A 16,820-nucleotide genomic window follows, 5' to 3' on the forward strand; every position below is an offset into this window, starting at 1 on the left:
GCCCGGCCCGGACGGGAGGCCACGGCCGTCCGCCGCTACGCGCCCGCCCCCGGCCCGAAGCCGAGCGCGGGCGTGTACCGGTGCACGCCGCCGCCGGTCACGCCCGCGTACGACTGCACCCGCTCCCACTGCGGCGTCCTCGACCCGACCCCGTATCCGGGCGCGGCCAGCGCGTCGGCATGGGCCCGCGCACTCTCCCATTCGGCGTAGTTGAGCACACGGGTGCCGTCGGTGCTCACGTGGAAGTGCCCGGAGATGCCCCCGGGTGAAGGTGCCGGATCGGTCCCCAGCGCCTCGAACACGGTGTCCACCCAGTCCCGCTGCCGGGCCTTGTCCGGCCCCTCGAACTCGACCTCGACGATCACGACGCACCCCGGCTCCCGCCCGTCGCCCTCCCGCACCGGCCTGGAGCGGTAGGGCTCGAAGGTGTGCAGCCCGAGCCGCCGGATGTCCGGAACGGCGGCGTCGATGTCCGCGTTCCGCTCGTCCCGGCCGCTCCGGAAGAACTCCTGGTACGCCTGCTCACCACTCCACTGGCTGTAGTGGAACAAGGTCTTCCCGTCCTCACCGGCATGGACGGTGTACGAGAGCAGCCCCGGATGCGGCCACTCCCGGCTGCCCCACGCCGTGCGGATGGCCTGGATCGTCCGCCGCTGCCGCTCGGGGGTGCCGACATCCCAGGTGCTCGCCTTGACCAGTCCGACGTCGTTTCGGGCAAGATCGGGGCGGGATTCCACATGCACGTTCATGACGGGTCCTCCTGACCGGCGCGCCCCCGTGGTGCGCCGCTGCCGACCACACTGGTACGTCAAGTGCGCTTGAGGTCAACGACACTCTCCTGTCGACGGCGTCGGGCCCACCGACGGGACAACGAACGGAGTACCACATGCATCTGCGTCTCAGGGCGATCACCCGCGAGGAGCATCTGGCGTTCGTCGCGAGCCGGCCCGCCGTGAGCCATATGCAGGTTCCGTCGTGGGGCGGTGTGAAGCCCGACTGGCGTGCGGAGAGCATCGGCTGGTTCGACCGGGACGGCACCGGTCCGGAACGGATCGTCGGTGCCGGGCTCGTCCTCTACCGGCCGATCCCCTGGGTAAGGCGCTATCTGGCCTATCTGCCGGAGGGCCCCGTCATCGACTGGCACGACGCCGGTCTGAGCCGGTGGCTGGATCCGATGCTGGCGCATCTGAAGGAGCGGGGCGCGTTCTCGGTGCGCATGGGACCGCCGGTGGTCGCCCGCCGCTGGGACGCCCGGACGGTCAAGGACGCCATCGCCGACCCGGCCGCCGCACGGCTGCGCGACGTCCCGGCGGACGCGGACGAGCCGCAGGCCGCCGCGCTGGTGGAACAGCTGCGCGGACTGGGCTGGCAGCGGGGCGAGGAGGGCGGTGAGGACGGCTTCAGCGCCGGACAGCCCCGGTACGTCTTCCAGGTGCCGTTCGCCGGGCGGTCGCTGGAGGAGATCCAGCGCGACCTGAACCAGCAGTGGCGGCGCAACATCAAGAAGGCCGAGAAAGCGGGCGTCAAGGTCGTCGAGGGCGGCTACGAGGACCTGCCGGCCTTCTACGAGCTGTACCGCGAGACGGCCGAGCGCGACCGCTTCATCCCCCGCCCGCTGGTCTACTTCCAGCGCATGTGGACCGCGCTGCGGACCGAGGACCCCGACCGGATGCGGCTCTACCTCGCCCACCACGACGGCGAGACGCTCTCCGCGGCGACGATGCTGACCGTGGGGAACCATGTCTGGTACTCCTACGGCGCCTCGACCGGCCGCAAACGCGAGGTCCAGCCCAACAATGCCGTCCAGTGGCGCATGATGAGCGACGCGCACGAGAGGGGCGCGGCGGTCTACGACCTGCGCGGCATCACCGACACCCTGGACGAGAGCAACCATCTGCTGGGTCTGCTGCGCTTCAAGGTCGGCACCGGCGGCCGGGCCGCCGAGTACATCGGCGAGTGGGACCACCCGATCAACAAGGTGCTCCACAAGGCCTTCGCCCTCTACATGGCCCGCCGCTGAACCGGTCCGCCGGCTCCGGGGGCGGGCGTCGAACGCCCCCCGGGCGAGGACGACGAAACGGCGGCGTCGCCCGACGTGTTCGGCGGCACCCGGTTCCCGGGCGGCGCCCGGCGGACGTACTGCGCCGTGGACCACCTGGGGCCGGGCCGTGGTCGCCGCGGACGGGGGACAGAGCACCCGGGCAGCCGTGCCAGAATCCGGAACATGATCCTCCGCACGGCCACCCGCGCCGACCTGCCCGCCGTCCTCGCTCTCCTCGCCGACGAGGAACGGGTCGTCGACCCGGCCTCGGTCGTGGTCGACGAGACGTACGAGAGGGCCTTCGCCGCCATCGAGGGCGACCCGCGCAACGAGTTGCTGGTGCTGGTCGACGGCGACACGGTGCTGGGCTGCCTCCAGGCGACCTACATACCGGGCCTCGGCAAGCACGGCGAGGAACGGGCGCTGATCGAGGCGGTACGGGTCAGGGCCGACCGGCGGGGCGGCGGGCTGGGCCGGGAGCTGATGAAGCAGGCCGTCGACCGGGCCCGGCTACGGGGATGCGGTCTGATGCAGCTGACCAGCAGCAAGCGGCGCACGGACGCGCACCGGTTCTACGAGACGCTCGGCTTCGCCCGCAGCCACGAAGGCTTCAAGCTCGCCCTCTGATCCGACGACAACGCGGCGAGGCGCAGTGCCGGACCCGGTGAGCCCAACCTGATCCGAACGAAATTTCCTCGGGGCTGTCCGGTAATCCCCGGTGGATCAGCGCGCGGCGGCAGATGCGGTGCGTCGCAGGGCGGAGGGACGTCGGCGGGATTACGGGGCAGCCCTTGGGCCGGTCCGGTTCGCCGGACTGTTGAGTTCTTCTTCACCTTCACTCGAAGCAGAACTAAGTAGACCTTCATGGTCCGGTCGGCCGACACTTCGGGAATGACAGCATCCGCAGTCCCTTTCGGCCGCGCACTCTGCGCCATGATCACGCCGTTCACCGCCTCCGGAGCGCTGGACCCGGACGCCGCCGGGAAGCTTGCCGCCTCCCTGGTCGCCGACGGCTGCGACGGTCTGGTGCTCAGCGGCACCACAGGCGAGTCCCCGACCACCACTGACACCGAGAAGACCGCACTGCTGCGGGCCGTCCGGGCGGCGGTCGGCGACGGCGTGCCGATCGTCGCCGGGGTCGGCAGCTCGGACACCCGGCACACCGCGGCCCTCGCCCGGCAGGCCGAACAGGCGGGCGCGGACGGCCTGCTGGTGGTGACTCCGTACTACAGCAGACCGCCGCAGGCCGCCGTCGAGGCACACTTCCGGCGCGTCGCCGACGCCACCGGCCTTCCGGTGATGCTCTACGACATCCCCGGCCGCACCGGCACCCGGATCGAGCCCGATACCCTGCTGCGGCTCGCGGAGCACCCGCGCATCGTGGCCGTGAAGGACTGCGCGTACGACCTCCTCGGGTCGACGAAGGTGATGGGAGCGACGTCGCTGGCGTACTACTCGGGCTGCGAGGAACTGAATCTGCCGTTGTACGCGGTGGGCGCGGCGGGTTATGTCAGCACGGTCGCCAATGTGGCACCCAGGCAGCTGCGGGCGGTCCTGGACGCCTTCGACGCCGGGGACACCGCCGGGGCCGCCCGGCTCAACCAGCTGCTCGCCCCGCTCACCGAGGCGATGATGGCGTCCGGGCTGCCCGGCACGGTCACGGCGAAGGCCCTGCTCGGCGCCGGCCCGGTCCGTGAACCGCTGCAGCCCGCCGGGCGCGAGGCGACCGACGGGCTGCGGCGGGCGTACGAGGAACTCCTCGCCGCCACACGCTAGTTGTGGCTGTGCAGGACGTCGTTGAGGCCGCCCCAGACCGCGTTGTTCGGGCGGGCCTCGACGGCGCCGGTGACCGAGTTGCGGCGGAAGAGGATGTTCGAGGCGCCGGAGAGCTCGCGGGCCTTGACGATCTGGCCGTCCGGCAGCGTGATGCGGGTGCCGGCCGTGATGTAGAGCCCGGCCTCGACGACGCACTCGTCGCCGAGCGCGATCCCGACACCGGCCTCGGCGCCGATCAGGCAGCGCTCGCCGATGACGATGCGCTCCTTGCCGCCGCCGGAGAGGGTGCCCATGGTGGAGGCGCCGCCGCCGATGTCGGAGCCGTTGCCGACGACGACACCCGCGGAGATCCGGCCCTCGACCATCGACGTGCCGAGGGTGCCCGCGTTGAAGTTGACGAAGCCCTCGTGCATGACGGTGGTACCGGAGGCGAGGTGCGCGCCGAGCCTGACCCGGTCGGCGTCGGCGATCCGGACGCCCTTCGGCGCGACGTAGTCCGTCATCCGGGGGAACTTGTCGACCGAGGTGACCTGGAGGTGCAGGCCCTCGGCGCGGGCATTCAGCCGCACCCGCTCCACGTCGTCCACGGCGACCGGGCCGAGCGAGGTCCAGGCGACGTTGGCGAGGAGGCCGAAGAGGCCGTCCAGGCTCTGTCCGTGCGGCTGGACGAGGCGGTGCGACAGGAGGTGCAGGCGCAGGTACGCATCGTGGGCGTCGAGCGGCTTGTCGTCGAGCGAGGCGATGACCGTACGCACGGCTACGACCTCGACACCGCGGCGGGCGTCCACGCCGATGGCCCTGGCGGCGCCCTCGCCGAGGAGGTTGACGGCCCGGTCGGGGGTGAGCCGTTCGGTTCCGGCCGGGCCCGGCTCGGTGGTGAGCTCGGGGGCGGGGAACCAGGTGTCGAGAACGGAACCGTCGCCGGCGATGGTGGCGAGGCCGGCGGCGACGGCGCCGGTGGTGCGAGCAGGAGTCGTGTCGGTCATGACACGAAACCTAACCGGCGGGACACCGTCGGAGCCAACCGGTCTCGCCGGGTGGTCGCGGCATGCCCCCGGCGGTGGACGGCCACCCGGTCAGCCGGGCTGCGCCTGCCGTTCGGGGGCCGGTGCGGAAGCCTCCTCGCACACCGGCATCCGCACCGCCCCCGACGCCGGACCCGCCACCGTCACCATTCCCGGCAGCCGCCGCGCCGCCGGCACCAGCCTGACGAGAGCGGCGTTGGCGGCGCGCGCGACGCCTGCCGCGTACTGCGCGAGCGGCAGCACCCCGTACATCGCCACGACCGCCACGACCGCCACGACCGGCAGGGCGGCGAGTGCGGCCCCGCTGACCAGTGCACCGACCAGGAGCAACGCCCTCCTCAGTAAGTTCCTGTTGGGAACGGACTATGGCATCATGCTGGGATACAGGTCCATCAGGTGAGAGACGGCCGCGGCCGGTCGACGGAGAAGCCCATGCCCCAGCGCACCAGCCTGGCCGACGCCGACTGTGCGATCGCCCAGGCGCTCGATGTCGTCGGCGACTGGTGGACCCTGCTGATCGTGCGGGACACGGCGCGCGGGGTACACCGCTTCGACGCCCTCCAGGAAGAACTGGGCGTGTCCCGCAAGGTGCTGACCGAGCGGCTGCGGCTGCTGGTCGACGCGGGAGTGCTGTCCCGGGAGCCGTACCAGGACCGGCCGCCCCGGTACGAGTACCGGCTCACCCGGCGCGGACACGCGCTGCTGCCCGTACTGATCGCGCTCCAGGACTGGGGCGACACCTGGGTGATGGGGGACGGAGAGATGACGGCCACGGCCGCCGAGGCGTCGAAGGAGGCGGCCCGGGTGCACGCCCTGGTGGGCACGCGTCTGCCCGAGTTGCGGCTGCTGGACCACGACGGCGCGTCGCGCGACCCGGTCGCCGGCACCCCGTACACCGTCCTGTACTGCTTCCCCGGCGCCTATGCCCGACGGGACGCCTATCCGCCGGGCTGGGCGCAGATCCCGGGCGCGAGTGGCTGCACCCTCGAATCCTGCACATACCGCGACCAGTTGGCCGAATTCACGGCCGCGGGCGCGACCGTACACGGGGTGTCCACCCAGCGCCCCGACGAGCAGAGGGCGTTCGCGGACGCGGAGGGGCTGCGCTTCCCGCTGCTGTCCGACGCGGAGCTGGAGCTGGCGGCGGCCCTGCGTCTGCCGACGTTCCGCGCGGCGGGAACGAGCCGGCTGAAGCGGCTGACGCTGGTGGTGGACCGGGACCGGACGGTCCGCGAGGCGCTGTACCCGATCACGGACATCGAGGCGAGCGTACGGGCGGCCCTGGCGGCGGTCCGAGGGGCGGGCCTGCCCGGCGAATGAGGCCGGGGCCGCCCGGAGTCCCGGCCCTCCGCAGCCCTGGCCCTCCGGATGCGCGGAGCCGGAACCGCCAGGAACAGGGGCCGCCAGGAACAGGGCCGTCAGGAGCCGGAGCCGCCAGGAGCAGGGCCGCAGGAGCCGAGCCGTCAGGGCAGGAGACGCCCCAGCATCTCCCTCGCGTACGCCTCGTCGTATTCCCCGCCGGTGAGCAGCACCTGCAGGCAGATCCCGTCCATGAGGGCGATCAGCGCCCGCGCCGTGGCCGGATCGGTCCGCCGGGACAGCAGTTCGGCCGTGTCGTGGGTCCACTCGGCGGCGACCGGCCGCAGCGCGGTCCTGCGGAGCGCGGCGAGATACAACTCGTACTCCACCTCGGCCCGCCCGCGCCCGCCGGAGAAGTACTCCCCCAGCAGCCCGGCCAGCTCCCCGGCGAGGTCGATGGCCGGGTCGGTCAGGGCCTCGCTCTCCCGGATGACCTCGGCGAAGTTCTCGTTCGACCGGCGCAGCGCCGCGATCAACAGCTCGTCCAGCGAGGTGAAGTGATACGTCGTCGAGCCGAGCGGCACATCGGCCTCGGCCGCGACGGAGCGATGACTGAGCCCCGCGATGCCCTTGGCGCCCACCACCCTGATCGCGGCGTCGATGATGCGTCCGCGCCGCTCGGGGTCGTAACGGCGGGCCATCAGTGGGCCCCTCCCAGGTTCAGCACCACCACTCCGGCGATGACCAGCGCTATGCCCGCCAGCTTGACCAGGTTGCCGGACTCCCCCATGAAGAGGATGCCGATGGCGGCGACCGCGGCGGTGCCGATCCCGGCCCAGATGGCGTAGGCGGTGCCCATCGACAGCGTCTTCAGCGTCTGGGCGAGCAGAGTGAAGGCTATGAGATAGCCCGCGACGGTGATCAGCGAGGGCCAGAGCCTGGTGAATCCCTCGCTGTACTTCATGGCCGTCGTACCGGCCACCTCGGCCGCGATTGCCGCGGCAAGCAGTCCATAACCCATGTGTACGAGTGTACGCATCGCCCCTCGCACGGCGGCAGGAACGCCCGGCGCGGCCCGGGGACGCTACGGTGTCCCGGCCGGTACACAGGACGACGAGCACAACGGAGCAGCAGTGGCGCAGGACGCAGGGTGGGGCGGTGGAGGTGCTCCGTACGGTGGAGCACCGTACGGAGCACCACCGGGATGGGGTGGCTGGATGCCACCGCCGAAGCCGGGAGTGATACCGCTGGCACCCCTGAGGCTCGGGGAGATACTCGGCGGCGCCTTCGGCACGATGGGGCGGTACTGGAAGCAGCTGTTCGGCATAGGCGCGGCCGTGTACGGCGGGGCGCTGGCGCTCGTGGGAGTGGCGGCCCTGATCGCGTACTCCGCGACCAGTGACCATCTGCGCCACGTCGTCTCGCTCAGCGCCGAGGAGGATCTGCCGTCGACGGACCTGGTGCCGCTGCTGACCGGCTTCGGCGCCATCTGGCTGGTCGCGATGGTCGCGTTCATGGTCAGTACGGCCATGATGTACGCGACGGTTCCCGCGATCCTTCAGGAGGCGGTACTGGGCAGGCCGACCACCTTCGCCGTGATCTGGCGCCGGGCCTGGGCCCGCGTGCCGGCGGTGATCGGAACGGTGATCCTGTCCGCCCTGATCGCGATGATCCCGATGGTGCTCGCGGTGATCGGCTTCTTCGCGCTCATGATCGGCGCCCTCACCCTGTCGCGCGGCTCGGACATCGCGCTGTGGACCACACTCGGCTTTCTGGGCGCCCTGGCCACCGCGCCCCTCGCGGCCTGGCTCTGGGTGAAGTTCTGTCTGGCCCCCTCGGCCGTGGTCTTCGAGATGCAGCGCCCGGTGGCGGGTCTGCGCCGCTCGTCGCAGCTGGTGCGCGGCGACTGGTGGCGGGTCTTCGGGATCACCCTGCTGGCCTTTCTCATGGCCGCCGTGGCGGCCTACGTCATCCAGATCCCGTTCTCGTTCCTCGGCATGTTCTCCGGTGTCATCGGCGGCTCGACCCTGGACGACGACCCGAACCCCGCCTCGATCGTCTTCGCCATGAGCGGCTATCTGGTGATCATGGCGCTGGGCCAGCTGATCGGTCAGCTCATCTCGGCGACGTTCCCGCAGCTGGTGACCGGACTCGTCTACGTCGACCGGCGCATGCGCACGGAGAACCTGGGCCCGGTCCTCGCCGAGGCGGCGGCCCTGCCACCGCAGCAGTACGGCCCGTAGAACCCAAGCCGTGCCCCGGTCCACTCAGTCGATGAGCGAGTTCTTCGGCGTCAGCACACAGAACTCGCGGTAAAAGGAAACGGCCATGCCCGCCAGTCTGCCCGGCGGACCTGGCCGTTCTCATCCCCGTGTCGCGAGGCCGTCCGGTCCGTCAGCCACCGACGGTGAACCAGACGGCCCGGGACTTCTTCCATTGCGCGTGGTCGAGATCCTTCGCCTCCGTGCCGTCCCCGTACAGATCTGCCGATCCGGCATCCGTGATCAGCTGCGCCCGGGCGCCCGGAACGGTGAGGTCGGGGACGTCGACGACAGCCTCCCAGCCGCCCTGATCCGTCGTCGGCAGATCGGCCCGCTTGACCGGCGCGTGTGCGGCGACACCGTCCCAGGTGTAGAGGGCATACGGGTCGGAGTTGTCGTCGGCCGCCCAGGAACCGGCCACGATCAGATACTGGTCGGCGGCGTTCTTCCGGATGTCCCGGATGCTGAGCCCGCCGAGGTCCAGCTCGATCGGCGCGCCCATGACCGCCTTCGCCCCGCTGCCGGCCACCTTGTCGAAGTTGGTGACGGGCACGATCAGGGCCTTGCCGCCGGCCTTCGGCGGGACCAGCGGGGCCCGGAAGCCGAGATACGCGGTGGTCGTCGAGCCGGGTGCGAACTCCAGGCCCTCGATGTTGAATCCGTCGATCTGCTTGGGCGCCTCACCGTCCGCCGTCCCCGCGGCGAAGCCGAGCCGGTTGCCGTTCGCCCGGTCCCAGGCGACGAGGTCGCCACGGAGCTTCTTGTACGAGCCGCCCACCGTCAGCCGGGTGGCGGCCCCCGATCCGGTCACCTTCGTGGTGAAGACGGTGTTGCGGTCGGCCTTGTACACGCCGTCCTTGTTGTTGCCGAGCGATCCGGTCCAGTAGACCGTGTTCCCCACCCGGGCCGCGCCCTCGATGTCGATCTCCTTCGACACCCCGAGCTCCGCACCGATGTCCCAGCTCTTCACGGGCGCGCCGGATGCGGAACGGTCGTACAGGCGCAGCGTGTTGGACTCGTCGTCGGCCACGACCGCGTACCCGCCGCCGACATCGACCGCGGCCGAGGAGTCCGAGGAACCGGTGAGGTAGCGGGTGTCGGCGGCGTTCTGTACGGCGGCCGAAGCGGCGTAATGCAGCGTCTTGGTGGCGGTCTTGCCACCGAGTCCGGTGACCTTGATCGTGAGGTCGGTGTAGCCGCGACCGTGCGCGGCGACGGACAGCTGCCGGGTACCCCCGGTCCCCGTCACGGTCACATCGCCGGTCCCGGCGACGGACGGCTTGGAGCTGGCGGAGGCCGCCACGCCGAGCGCGGCCGCATCGGCCCCGCTCTGCGCCACGGTGACGGTCACCACGGGGTCACCGGTCGCGCCGACGGCACCGGAGAGGTAGGAGACCGAGAGCCCGATCGTCGGCGTTCCGTAACTCACGGCGTGCGCGGGGGCGTTCAGCCCGACGGCGGTCAGCCCGAGAACGGCGCTCGCGGCGATGGCGGTGCGACGGCGGTACGGCGAAGTATGACGGGACACAAGGAAACCTCTCGTCGGCGCAATGTCGAGGAGCACGGTCCGCCTCCCGGACCAACTGCCCGCATACCCCGCACGTCCCCGAGAAGAACATTTGACTCTTCGCCGGGGCCCCGGCCAAGGCCGGCCACACGAAAAGACCCCCGGCAAGAAGCCGGGGGCCGTTCGTCGTCCGCGGTGGACTCAGACGTTGAAGCCCAGCGCGCGCAGCTGCTCGCGCCCATCGTCCGTGATCTTGTCCGGGCCCCACGGCGGCATCCAGACCCAGTTGATCCGCAGCTCGTTGACGATGCCGTCGGTCGCGGACTTCGCCTGGTCCTCGATGACATCGGTCAGCGGGCAGGCCGCGGACGTCAGAGTCATGTCGAGGGTGGCGATGTTGGCGTCATCGATGTGGATGCCGTAGATCAGGCCCAGGTTGACGACATCGATGCCCAGCTCGGGGTCGACGACGTCGTACAGGGCCTCGCGGACCTCCTCCTCGGAGGCCGGCTTGGTCGTGAGGGTCTCGTTGTCGCTCATGTCGCCTTCCCTTCGGACAGCGCTTTCGCCGTCGCGTCCTTCCACGCCATCCAGCTCAACAGCGCGCACTTGACCCGGGCCGGGTACTTCGAGACACCGGCGAACGCCACCGCGTCCTCCAGCACCTCCTCCATCGCGTCGTCCGGCTCCAGCTGGCCCTTCGACTGCATCAGCTCCAGGAAGGTCTCCTGGATCTTCTGCGCCTGGCCCAGCTCCTTGCCGACCAGCAAGTCGTTCAGCACGGATGCGCTGGCCTGGCTGATGGAGCAGCCCTGACCCTCGTACGACACATCGGTGATGGTTTCGCCGTCGTACTTCACCCGGAGAGTGATCTCGTCGCCGCACGTCGGGTTGACGTGGTGCACCTCGGCGTCGCCGTCCCGCAGGCCGCGCCCGTGGGGGTGCTTGTAGTGGTCCAGGATCACTTCCTGGTACATGGAATCAAGCTTCACCAGTCAACCCTCAGCCGCTCTGCCAATTAACCGAAAAAGTTCCGTACGTGTTCCAGTCCGTCCACCAGGGCATCGACCTCGGCGGGCGTGGAGTACAGATAGAACGACGCTCGCGTCGTCGCAGGAATTCCGTACCGCAGGCAGACCGGCCGTGCGCAGTGGTGTCCGACCCGGACCGCGATGCCCTGCTCGTCGAGCACCTGGCCCACATCGTGCGGGTGGATGTCGCCGAGCGTGAAGGAGATCGTGGCGCCGCGGTCCTCGGCGGTCGCGGGACCGATGATCCTGAGGTCCGGGACCTCCAGGAGCCGCTTCACCGCGTACTGGGTGATCGCGTGCTCGTGCTGGTAGATCTTCTCCATGCCGATCGCCGAGAGGTAGTCCACGGCCGCACCGAGGCCGACGGCCTGGGCGATCGGGGGCGTACCGGCCTCGAACTTGTGCGGCGCGGGGGCGTACGTCGACGAGTGCATCGACACGGTCTCGATCATCTCTCCGCCACCGAGGAACGGCGGCAGGTCCTCCAGGAGCTCCTGCCGTCCCCAGAGCACGCCGATGCCGGTCGGGCCGACCATCTTGTGGCCGGTGAAGGCCACGAAGTCGGCCTGCAGCGCCTGCACGTCGAGCACCATGTGCGGGGCGGCCTGCGAGGCATCGATGCAGACCAGCGCACCGACCTGCTGGGCGCGGCGGATGATCTTCTCGACCGGGTTGATCGTGCCCATGATGTTGGAGACCAGGGTGAAGGAGACGATCTTCGTCTTCTCCGTGATGATCTCGTCGATGTTGGACAGGTCGAGACGGCCGTCGTCGGTGATGCCGAACCACTTCAGCTTCGCGCCCGTGCGCTGCGAGAGCAGCTGCCAGGGCACGATGTTGGAGTGGTGCTCCATCTCCGTGGTGACGATCTCGGTGTCGTGGTCCACCCGGTAGGGCTCATCGGCCCAGCCGAGCATGTTGGCGACGAGGTTGAGCGACTCGGAGGCGTTCTTGGTGAAGATCACCTCGTTGCGGCTGGGCGCGTTGATGAACGCGGCGATCTTGTCACGGGCGCCTTCGTACAGCGCCGTGGCCTCTTCCGCGATCGTGTACACGCCGCGGTGCACATTGGCGTTGTGCCGCTCGTAGTACTCGTTGAGGGCATCGAGCACCTGGCGCGGCTTCTGCGAGGTCGCCGCGCTGTCCAGGTAGACGACCTTCTTCCCGTCGTGGACCGTCCGATCCAGCAGGGGGAAGTCCTTGCGGATCGCCTCGGTGTCGAGGAGGCCCGGCAGCTGTGTCACGCGGAAGCGCCACCCTTCACATATGCCTCGTAGCCCTCGTTCTCCAGCTTGTCGGCGAGTTCGGCACCGCCGGACTCGGCAATGCGGCCGTTGGCGAAGACGTGCACGAAGTCGGGCTTGATGTAACGGAGGATCCGCGTGTAGTGCGTGATCAGCAGGGTGCCGACCTCGCCGGTCTCGCGGACCCGGTTGACGCCCTCGGAGACGATGCGCAGGGCGTCGACGTCCAGGCCGGAGTCGGTCTCGTCGAGGATCGCGACCTTCGGCTTGAGGAGCTCCAGCTGAAGGATCTCGTGACGCTTCTTCTCACCGCCGGAGAAGCCCTCGTTCACATTGCGCTCGGCGAACGCCGGGTCCATCTGGAGCCGGCCCATCGTCTCCTTGACCTCCTTGACCCAGGTGCGCAGCTTGGGCGCCTCGCCGCGGACGGCGGTGGCGGAGGTGCGCAGGAAGTTGGAGACCGAGACGCCGGGGATCTCGACCGGGTACTGCATCGCCAGGAACAGGCCGGCGCGGGCCCGCTCGTCGACGGTCATCTCCAGGACGTCCTCGCCGTCCAGGGTCACCGAACCGCTGGTGATCGTGTACTTGGGGTGACCCGCGAGGGAGTACGCGAGGGTGGACTTGCCGGACCCGTTGGGGCCCATGATGGCGTGGGTCTCGCCCTGCTTCACGGTCAGGTCGACGCCCTTGAGGATCTCCTTCGTGGCGTTGTCGGCCTCGACGGAGACGTGCAGGTCGCGGATTTCAAGCGTTGCCATGGGTGACTCAGGACTCCTGGGTGACGGAGACGAGCACATCGTCCCCTTCGATCTTGACGGGGTATACGGGGACGGGGCGCGTCGCGGGAAGGCCGGACGGCTTGCCGGTACGGAGGTCGAAGCTGGAGCCGTGCAGCCAGCACTCGATCATGCAGTCCTCCACCTCTCCCTCGGACAGCGAGACGTTCGCGTGCGAGCAGATGTCGTTGATCGCGAACACCTCGCCCTCGGTACGGACGACGGAGACCGGGACGCCGTCGAGCTCCACCCGCTTCGGGGTGTCGTCCTCCAGCTCACTGAGCGCGCACGCTTTGACGAAGGCCATCAGACGGACGCCCTCAGCTCGGCCTCGATCTTTTCGAGCAGCCGCGCCTCGACGTCCGGCAGCCCGATCTGCTGGACGAGCTCGGCGAAGAAGCCGCGCACGACGAGTCGGCGGGCCTCCTCGGCCGGGATGCCGCGGGACATCAGGTAGAAGAGCTGCTCGTCGTCGAACCGGCCGGTCGCGGAGGCGTGGCCGGCGCCGACGATCTCGCCGGTCTCGATCTCCAGGTTCGGCACCGAGTCGACGCGCGCGCCGTCCGTGAGGACGAGGTTGCGGTTCATCTCGTAGGTGTCGGTGCCCTCGGCCCTGGCCCGGATGAGGACGTCACCGATCCACACCGCGTGCGCGCCGTCGCCCTGGAGCGCGCCCTTGTAGGCGGCGTTGGACTTGCAGTGCGGGGTGTTGTGGTCGACCAGGAGGCGGTGCTCCTGGTGCTGGCCCCTGTCGGTGAAGTACAGACCGAAGAGCTCGGCCTCGCCGCCGGTGCCCGCGTAGCTGACGCGCGGGTGGAGGCGGACGAGGTCGCCGCCGAAGGTGACGACGATCGACTTGAACGAGGCGTCCCGGCCGACCAGCGCGTTGTGCTGTCCGACGTGTACCGCGGTCTCGTCCCAGTCCTGCACGGAGACGACGGTCAGCTTCGCGCCGTCACCGAGGACGTAGTCCACGTTGGCGGCGAGCACCGCGTCACCGGTGTGGTCTATGACGACGACGGCCTCGGCGAAGGCGCCCAGCTCGACGACCTGGTGCCCGAAGGCCACGCCGCCCTCGCCGTGCACCGCGATGCGGATCGGCTCGGTGAGCACGGCCTCCTTGGCGACCGTGACGACGGACGCCTGCTCGAAGGACGTGTACGCCTGCGCGGCGACGCGGTCCACCGGAGTGCCGGCCTTCCCGAGCCGGGAGTCGTCGCGGCCGACGGTCTCGACCGTGACGCCCTCGGGCGCGTCGACCGCGATCTTCACGGCACCGCTGGTGGCGACGGCCGTGCCGTCGTGCAGTCCGCGCAGCCGCTCCAGCGGGGTGAACCGCCACTCCTCCTCGCGGCCGTGCGGGACCGGGAAGTCCGCGACGTCGAACGACGGGGGCGCGCTCATGCGCGTGGCGACGGTCGACTCGGCGGCCACCGCGATGGATCCGGTGGTGGTGGAACCCGCCGGAGGGGGTCCCCCTGCTCGAGCGGAGCCGAGAGTGGGGGAGTTCTGAGCCTCAGCCATGGCTGTCGTGGTGCTCGCTTTCTCTGTCAGTGGTCGGGGAATCCGGTCGTCGGGCTGCGCGGGGCCGCGTCAGCCGACCGAACCCTCCATCTGCAGCTCGATCAGCCGGTTGAGCTCAAGGGCGTACTCCATCGGCAGTTCCTTCGCGATCGGCTCGACGAAGCCGCGCACGATCATCGCCATCGCCTCGAACTCCGTCAGACCGCGGCTCATCAGGTAGAAGAGCTGGTCCTCGGAGACCTTGGAGACCGTCGCCTCGTGCCCCATCGACACGTCGTCCTCGCGGACGTCGACGTAGGGGTAGGTGTCGGAGCGCGAGATCGTGTCGACCAGCAGCGCGTCACAGAGCACGTTGGACTTCGCGCCCGGCGCGCCCTCGCCGATCTCGATGAGACCCCGGTAGGAGGTGCGGCCGCCGCCGCGCGCCACCGACTTGGAGACGATGTTGGAGGAGGTGTTCGGCGCCATGTGGACCATCTTGGCGCCGGCGTCCTGGTGCTGGCCCTCGCCCGCGAAGGCGATGGACAGGGTCTCGCCCTTGGCGTGCTCGCCCATCAGGTAGACGGCCGGGTACTTCATGGTGACCTTGGAGCCGATGTTGCCGTCGACCCACTCCATGGTCGCGCCCTCGTAGGCCACGGCGCGCTTGGTGACCAGGTTGTAGACGTTGTTCGACCAGTTCTGGATCGTCGTGTAGCGGCAGCGGCCGCCCTTCTTCACGATGATCTCGACGACCGCGGAGTGCAGCGAGTCGGAGGAGTAGATCGGCGCGGTGCAGCCCTCGACGTAGTGGACGTAGGCGTCCTCGTCGACGATGATCAGCGTCCGCTCGAACTGGCCCATGTTCTCCGTGTTGATACGGAAGTAGGCCTGCAGCGGGATGTCGACGTGGACACCCTTGGGCACGTAGATGAACGAGCCACCGGACCACACGGCCGTGTTCAGCGAGGCGAACTTGTTGTCGCCGACCGGGATGACGGTGCCGAAGTACTCCTTGAAGAGCTCCGGGTGCTCCTTCAGCGCGGTGTCGGTGTCGAGGAAGACGACACCCTGCTCCTCCAGGTCCTCGCGGATCTGGTGGTAGACGACCTCGGACTCGTACTGCGCGGCGACACCGGCGACCAGGCGCTGCTTCTCCGCCTCCGGGATGCCGAGCTTGTCGTAGGTGTTCTTGATGTCCTCGGGCAGATCCTCCCAGGACTCCGCCTGCTTCTCCGTGGACCGCACGAAGTACTTGATGTTGTCGAAGTCGATGCCCGACAGGTCGGAGCCCCAGTTCGGCATGGGCTTCTTGTCGAAGAGCCTGAGGCCCTTGAGGCGCAGCTTCAGCATCCACTCGGGCTCGTTCTTCTTCGCCGAGATGTCGCGGACGACATCCTCGGAGAGCCCGCGCTTGGCCGCGGCGCCTGCCGCGTCGGAGTCGGCCCAGCCGAATTCGTACGTGCCCAGCCCCTCGAGCTCAGGGTGGGCAGTCTCCGTGGGGAGCGTCATGCGGGGTTCCTCCCGGCCGTGCTTGCAGATGCTGAATTGGTGGTCTGTGGTGCTGCGTGGCCGCTGCGCGGAATGTACGTCGTACACACACCGTCGCCGTGGGCGATGGTGGCCAGACGCTGCACATGCGTCCCGAGGAGAGTGGAGAAGAATTCCGTCTCCGCCTCGCACAGCTGCGGGTACTGCTCGGCGACATGGGCGACCGGGCAGTGGTGCTGGCACAGCTGCTCGCCCTGCTGCGGGCCGGGCGCGCTACGCGCCATAGCAGCGTACCCGTCGGCCGACAAGGCCTTGGCCAATGCCTCGGTGCGCGCCGCCGGGTCCGCGGCCTCGACCGCCGCGCGGTACGCCGCGGACTGGGCCGCGATCCTGGCCCGGGCGAAAGCGACGACCGCCTCGTCGCCCGAGGTCTCGGCGATCCAGCGCAACGCGTCCGCGGCCAGCTTGTCGTAGGACTGGTCGAAGGCGTCCCGCCCGCAGTCGGTGAGGGCGAACACCTTGGCCGGACGGCCCCGGGTCCGCGCTCCGTACACCCGCTGTTCGCGGGCCTCGACGACACCGTCGGAGGCGAGGGCGTCGAGGTGGCGGCGGACCGCGGCCTGGGTGAGACCGAGGCGCTCGGCCAGCTCGGCGACGGTGGACGGGCCGTGGTCCAGGATGGAGCGCGCGACCCGGTTGCGCGTCGAACGCTCTCCGGTCGCGAGTTCCTCCTGGGGTGACTCCCGCTTGGCCTCGCCGCTTTTCACAACGTCATTGTTGCGTAATTCATCGCGCCCTGACAACCACGGTCCGAAACGATCTACGGTGCCGTTCATCACTTAGGGTCACCTAATTCGGCCCCG

Annotated in this window: 19 protein-coding genes; 5 read left to right on the forward strand and 14 right to left on the reverse strand. The window is 69.8% G+C overall.

Going from position 1 to position 16,820, the window contains the following annotated elements; all coding sequences use genetic code 11:
• Positions 1–35: 35 nt before the first annotated feature.
• On the reverse strand, positions 36–749 hold the full coding sequence (locus tag ACF08M_RS03445; protein ID WP_392183546.1) for an antibiotic biosynthesis monooxygenase: 714 nt from the start codon (positions 747–749) through the stop codon (positions 36–38).
• Between the two features lie 137 nt (positions 750–886).
• On the opposite strand from ACF08M_RS03445, the gene ACF08M_RS03450 reads away from it, so the two are divergent.
• From ACF08M_RS03450 to dapA, 3 genes are all read left to right on the forward strand, one after another.
• Complete coding sequence (locus tag ACF08M_RS03450; RefSeq protein ID WP_392183547.1) at positions 887–2,020, forward strand: lipid II:glycine glycyltransferase FemX; 1,134 nt, start codon at positions 887–889, stop codon at positions 2,018–2,020.
• Between the two features lie 204 nt (positions 2,021–2,224).
• On the forward strand, positions 2,225–2,668 hold the full coding sequence (locus ACF08M_RS03455) for a GNAT family N-acetyltransferase (protein WP_392183548.1): 444 nt from the start codon (positions 2,225–2,227) through the stop codon (positions 2,666–2,668).
• Positions 2,669–2,932: 264 nt separating this feature from the next.
• The gene (gene dapA, locus ACF08M_RS03460; RefSeq protein WP_392183549.1) at positions 2,933–3,817 is read left to right on the forward strand and encodes a 4-hydroxy-tetrahydrodipicolinate synthase; all 885 of its coding nucleotides are present in this window, start codon (positions 2,933–2,935) and stop codon (positions 3,815–3,817) included.
• Here the strand turns inward: dapA and dapD are convergent.
• On the reverse strand, positions 3,814–4,803 hold the full coding sequence (dapD, locus tag ACF08M_RS03465; protein ID WP_392183550.1) for a 2,3,4,5-tetrahydropyridine-2,6-dicarboxylate N-succinyltransferase: 990 nt from the start codon (positions 4,801–4,803) through the stop codon (positions 3,814–3,816). The genes dapA and dapD overlap by 4 nt on opposite strands.
• Positions 4,804–4,893: 90 nt before the next feature.
• Positions 4,894–5,172: a hypothetical protein gene (locus tag ACF08M_RS03470; protein ID WP_392183551.1), complete on the reverse strand. Its 279-nt coding sequence runs from the start codon at positions 5,170–5,172 to the stop codon at positions 4,894–4,896.
• Between the two features lie 102 nt (positions 5,173–5,274).
• Here ACF08M_RS03470 and ACF08M_RS03475 point away from each other — a divergent pair, with 102 nt between their 5' ends.
• Complete coding sequence (locus ACF08M_RS03475; protein ID WP_392183552.1) at positions 5,275–6,162, forward strand: winged helix-turn-helix transcriptional regulator; 888 nt, start codon at positions 5,275–5,277, stop codon at positions 6,160–6,162.
• A gap of 143 nt (positions 6,163–6,305) precedes the next feature.
• On the opposite strand, the gene ACF08M_RS03480 is transcribed toward ACF08M_RS03475, so the two are convergent.
• A complete protein-coding gene (locus ACF08M_RS03480; RefSeq protein WP_392183553.1) occupies positions 6,306–6,842 on the reverse strand; it encodes a TetR/AcrR family transcriptional regulator in 537 nt (178 codons plus the stop codon).
• Positions 6,842–7,162: a multidrug efflux SMR transporter gene (locus tag ACF08M_RS03485; protein WP_351078852.1), complete on the reverse strand. Its 321-nt coding sequence runs from the start codon at positions 7,160–7,162 to the stop codon at positions 6,842–6,844. Before ACF08M_RS03485 ends, ACF08M_RS03480 begins: the two co-directional genes overlap by 1 nt.
• Before the next feature lie 196 nt (positions 7,163–7,358).
• On the opposite strand from ACF08M_RS03485, the gene ACF08M_RS03490 reads away from it, so the two are divergent.
• Positions 7,359–8,384 carry a hypothetical protein gene (locus ACF08M_RS03490; RefSeq protein ID WP_392183554.1) on the forward strand — a complete coding sequence of 342 codons (1,026 nt, stop codon included), beginning with the start codon at positions 7,359–7,361 and terminating at the stop codon, positions 8,382–8,384.
• Positions 8,385–8,535: 151 nt separating this feature from the next.
• On the opposite strand, the gene ACF08M_RS03495 is transcribed toward ACF08M_RS03490, so the two are convergent.
• The 9 genes from ACF08M_RS03495 to ACF08M_RS03535 form a co-directional block, all read right to left on the reverse strand.
• The gene (locus ACF08M_RS03495) at positions 8,536–9,930 is read right to left on the reverse strand and encodes a DUF3616 domain-containing protein (protein WP_392183555.1); all 1,395 of its coding nucleotides are present in this window, start codon (positions 9,928–9,930) and stop codon (positions 8,536–8,538) included.
• 180 nt (positions 9,931–10,110) lie between these two features.
• A complete protein-coding gene (locus ACF08M_RS03500; protein WP_093539690.1) occupies positions 10,111–10,449 on the reverse strand; it encodes a metal-sulfur cluster assembly factor in 339 nt (112 codons plus the stop codon).
• Positions 10,446–10,901 carry a Fe-S cluster assembly sulfur transfer protein SufU gene (sufU, locus tag ACF08M_RS03505; RefSeq protein WP_392183556.1) on the reverse strand — a complete coding sequence of 152 codons (456 nt, stop codon included), beginning with the start codon at positions 10,899–10,901 and terminating at the stop codon, positions 10,446–10,448. Before sufU ends, ACF08M_RS03500 begins: the two co-directional genes overlap by 4 nt.
• Before the next feature lie 26 nt (positions 10,902–10,927).
• Positions 10,928–12,184, reverse strand: a complete 1,257-nt coding sequence (locus ACF08M_RS03510; RefSeq protein ID WP_392183557.1) for a cysteine desulfurase — start codon at positions 12,182–12,184, stop codon at positions 10,928–10,930.
• Positions 12,181–12,945 carry a Fe-S cluster assembly ATPase SufC gene (gene sufC / locus ACF08M_RS03515; protein ID WP_266736468.1) on the reverse strand — a complete coding sequence of 255 codons (765 nt, stop codon included), beginning with the start codon at positions 12,943–12,945 and terminating at the stop codon, positions 12,181–12,183. The genes ACF08M_RS03510 and sufC overlap by 4 nt, the downstream gene beginning before the upstream one ends.
• 7 nt (positions 12,946–12,952) lie before the next feature.
• Complete coding sequence (locus ACF08M_RS03520; RefSeq protein WP_093539686.1) at positions 12,953–13,270, reverse strand: bifunctional 3-phenylpropionate/cinnamic acid dioxygenase ferredoxin subunit; 318 nt, start codon at positions 13,268–13,270, stop codon at positions 12,953–12,955.
• Complete coding sequence (sufD, locus tag ACF08M_RS03525; RefSeq protein ID WP_392183558.1) at positions 13,270–14,487, reverse strand: Fe-S cluster assembly protein SufD; 1,218 nt, start codon at positions 14,485–14,487, stop codon at positions 13,270–13,272. Before sufD ends, ACF08M_RS03520 begins: the two co-directional genes overlap by 1 nt.
• A 69-nt stretch (positions 14,488–14,556) precedes the next feature.
• Positions 14,557–15,978, reverse strand: coding sequence for a Fe-S cluster assembly protein SufB (sufB, locus tag ACF08M_RS03530; RefSeq protein WP_392183559.1), 1,422 nt, complete (start codon positions 15,976–15,978; stop codon positions 14,557–14,559).
• The gene (locus tag ACF08M_RS03535) at positions 15,975–16,760 is read right to left on the reverse strand and encodes a helix-turn-helix transcriptional regulator (RefSeq protein ID WP_392183967.1); all 786 of its coding nucleotides are present in this window, start codon (positions 16,758–16,760) and stop codon (positions 15,975–15,977) included. Before ACF08M_RS03535 ends, sufB begins: the two co-directional genes overlap by 4 nt.
• Positions 16,761–16,820: the final 60 nt, after the last annotated feature.

It is taken from the genome of Streptomyces sp. NPDC015032 (genome assembly GCF_043080425.1).
Lineage (GTDB): Bacteria > Actinomycetota > Actinomycetes > Streptomycetales > Streptomycetaceae > Streptomyces.

What these genes read in the sequence shown, in the direction of transcription:
- ACF08M_RS03475 (WP_392183552.1), top strand. Translation starts at nt 5,275, where the DNA reads ATGCCCCAGCGCACCAGCCTGGCCGACGCCGACTGTGCGATCGCCCAG.
- dapD (WP_392183550.1), bottom strand. Translation starts at nt 4,803, where the DNA reads ATGACCGACACGACTCCTGCTCGCACCACCGGCGCCGTCGCCGCCGGC.
- ACF08M_RS03445 (WP_392183546.1), bottom strand. Translation starts at nt 749, where the DNA reads ATGAACGTGCATGTGGAATCCCGCCCCGATCTTGCCCGAAACGACGTC.
- ACF08M_RS03520 (WP_093539686.1), bottom strand. Translation starts at nt 13,270, where the DNA reads ATGGCCTTCGTCAAAGCGTGCGCGCTCAGTGAGCTGGAGGACGACACC.
- ACF08M_RS03485 (WP_351078852.1), bottom strand. Translation starts at nt 7,162, where the DNA reads ATGGGTTATGGACTGCTTGCCGCGGCAATCGCGGCCGAGGTGGCCGGT.
- ACF08M_RS03450 (WP_392183547.1), top strand. Translation starts at nt 887, where the DNA reads ATGCATCTGCGTCTCAGGGCGATCACCCGCGAGGAGCATCTGGCGTTC.
- ACF08M_RS03480 (WP_392183553.1), bottom strand. Translation starts at nt 6,842, where the DNA reads ATGGCCCGCCGTTACGACCCCGAGCGGCGCGGACGCATCATCGACGCC.
- sufC (WP_266736468.1), bottom strand. Translation starts at nt 12,945, where the DNA reads ATGGCAACGCTTGAAATCCGCGACCTGCACGTCTCCGTCGAGGCCGAC.
- sufB (WP_392183559.1), bottom strand. Translation starts at nt 15,978, where the DNA reads ATGACGCTCCCCACGGAGACTGCCCACCCTGAGCTCGAGGGGCTGGGC.
- ACF08M_RS03500 (WP_093539690.1), bottom strand. Translation starts at nt 10,449, where the DNA reads ATGAGCGACAACGAGACCCTCACGACCAAGCCGGCCTCCGAGGAGGAG.
- dapA (WP_392183549.1), top strand. Translation starts at nt 2,933, where the DNA reads ATGACAGCATCCGCAGTCCCTTTCGGCCGCGCACTCTGCGCCATGATC.
- ACF08M_RS03490 (WP_392183554.1), top strand. Translation starts at nt 7,359, where the DNA reads ATGCCACCGCCGAAGCCGGGAGTGATACCGCTGGCACCCCTGAGGCTC.
- ACF08M_RS03455 (WP_392183548.1), top strand. Translation starts at nt 2,225, where the DNA reads ATGATCCTCCGCACGGCCACCCGCGCCGACCTGCCCGCCGTCCTCGCT.
- sufD (WP_392183558.1), bottom strand. Translation starts at nt 14,487, where the DNA reads ATGGCTGAGGCTCAGAACTCCCCCACTCTCGGCTCCGCTCGAGCAGGG.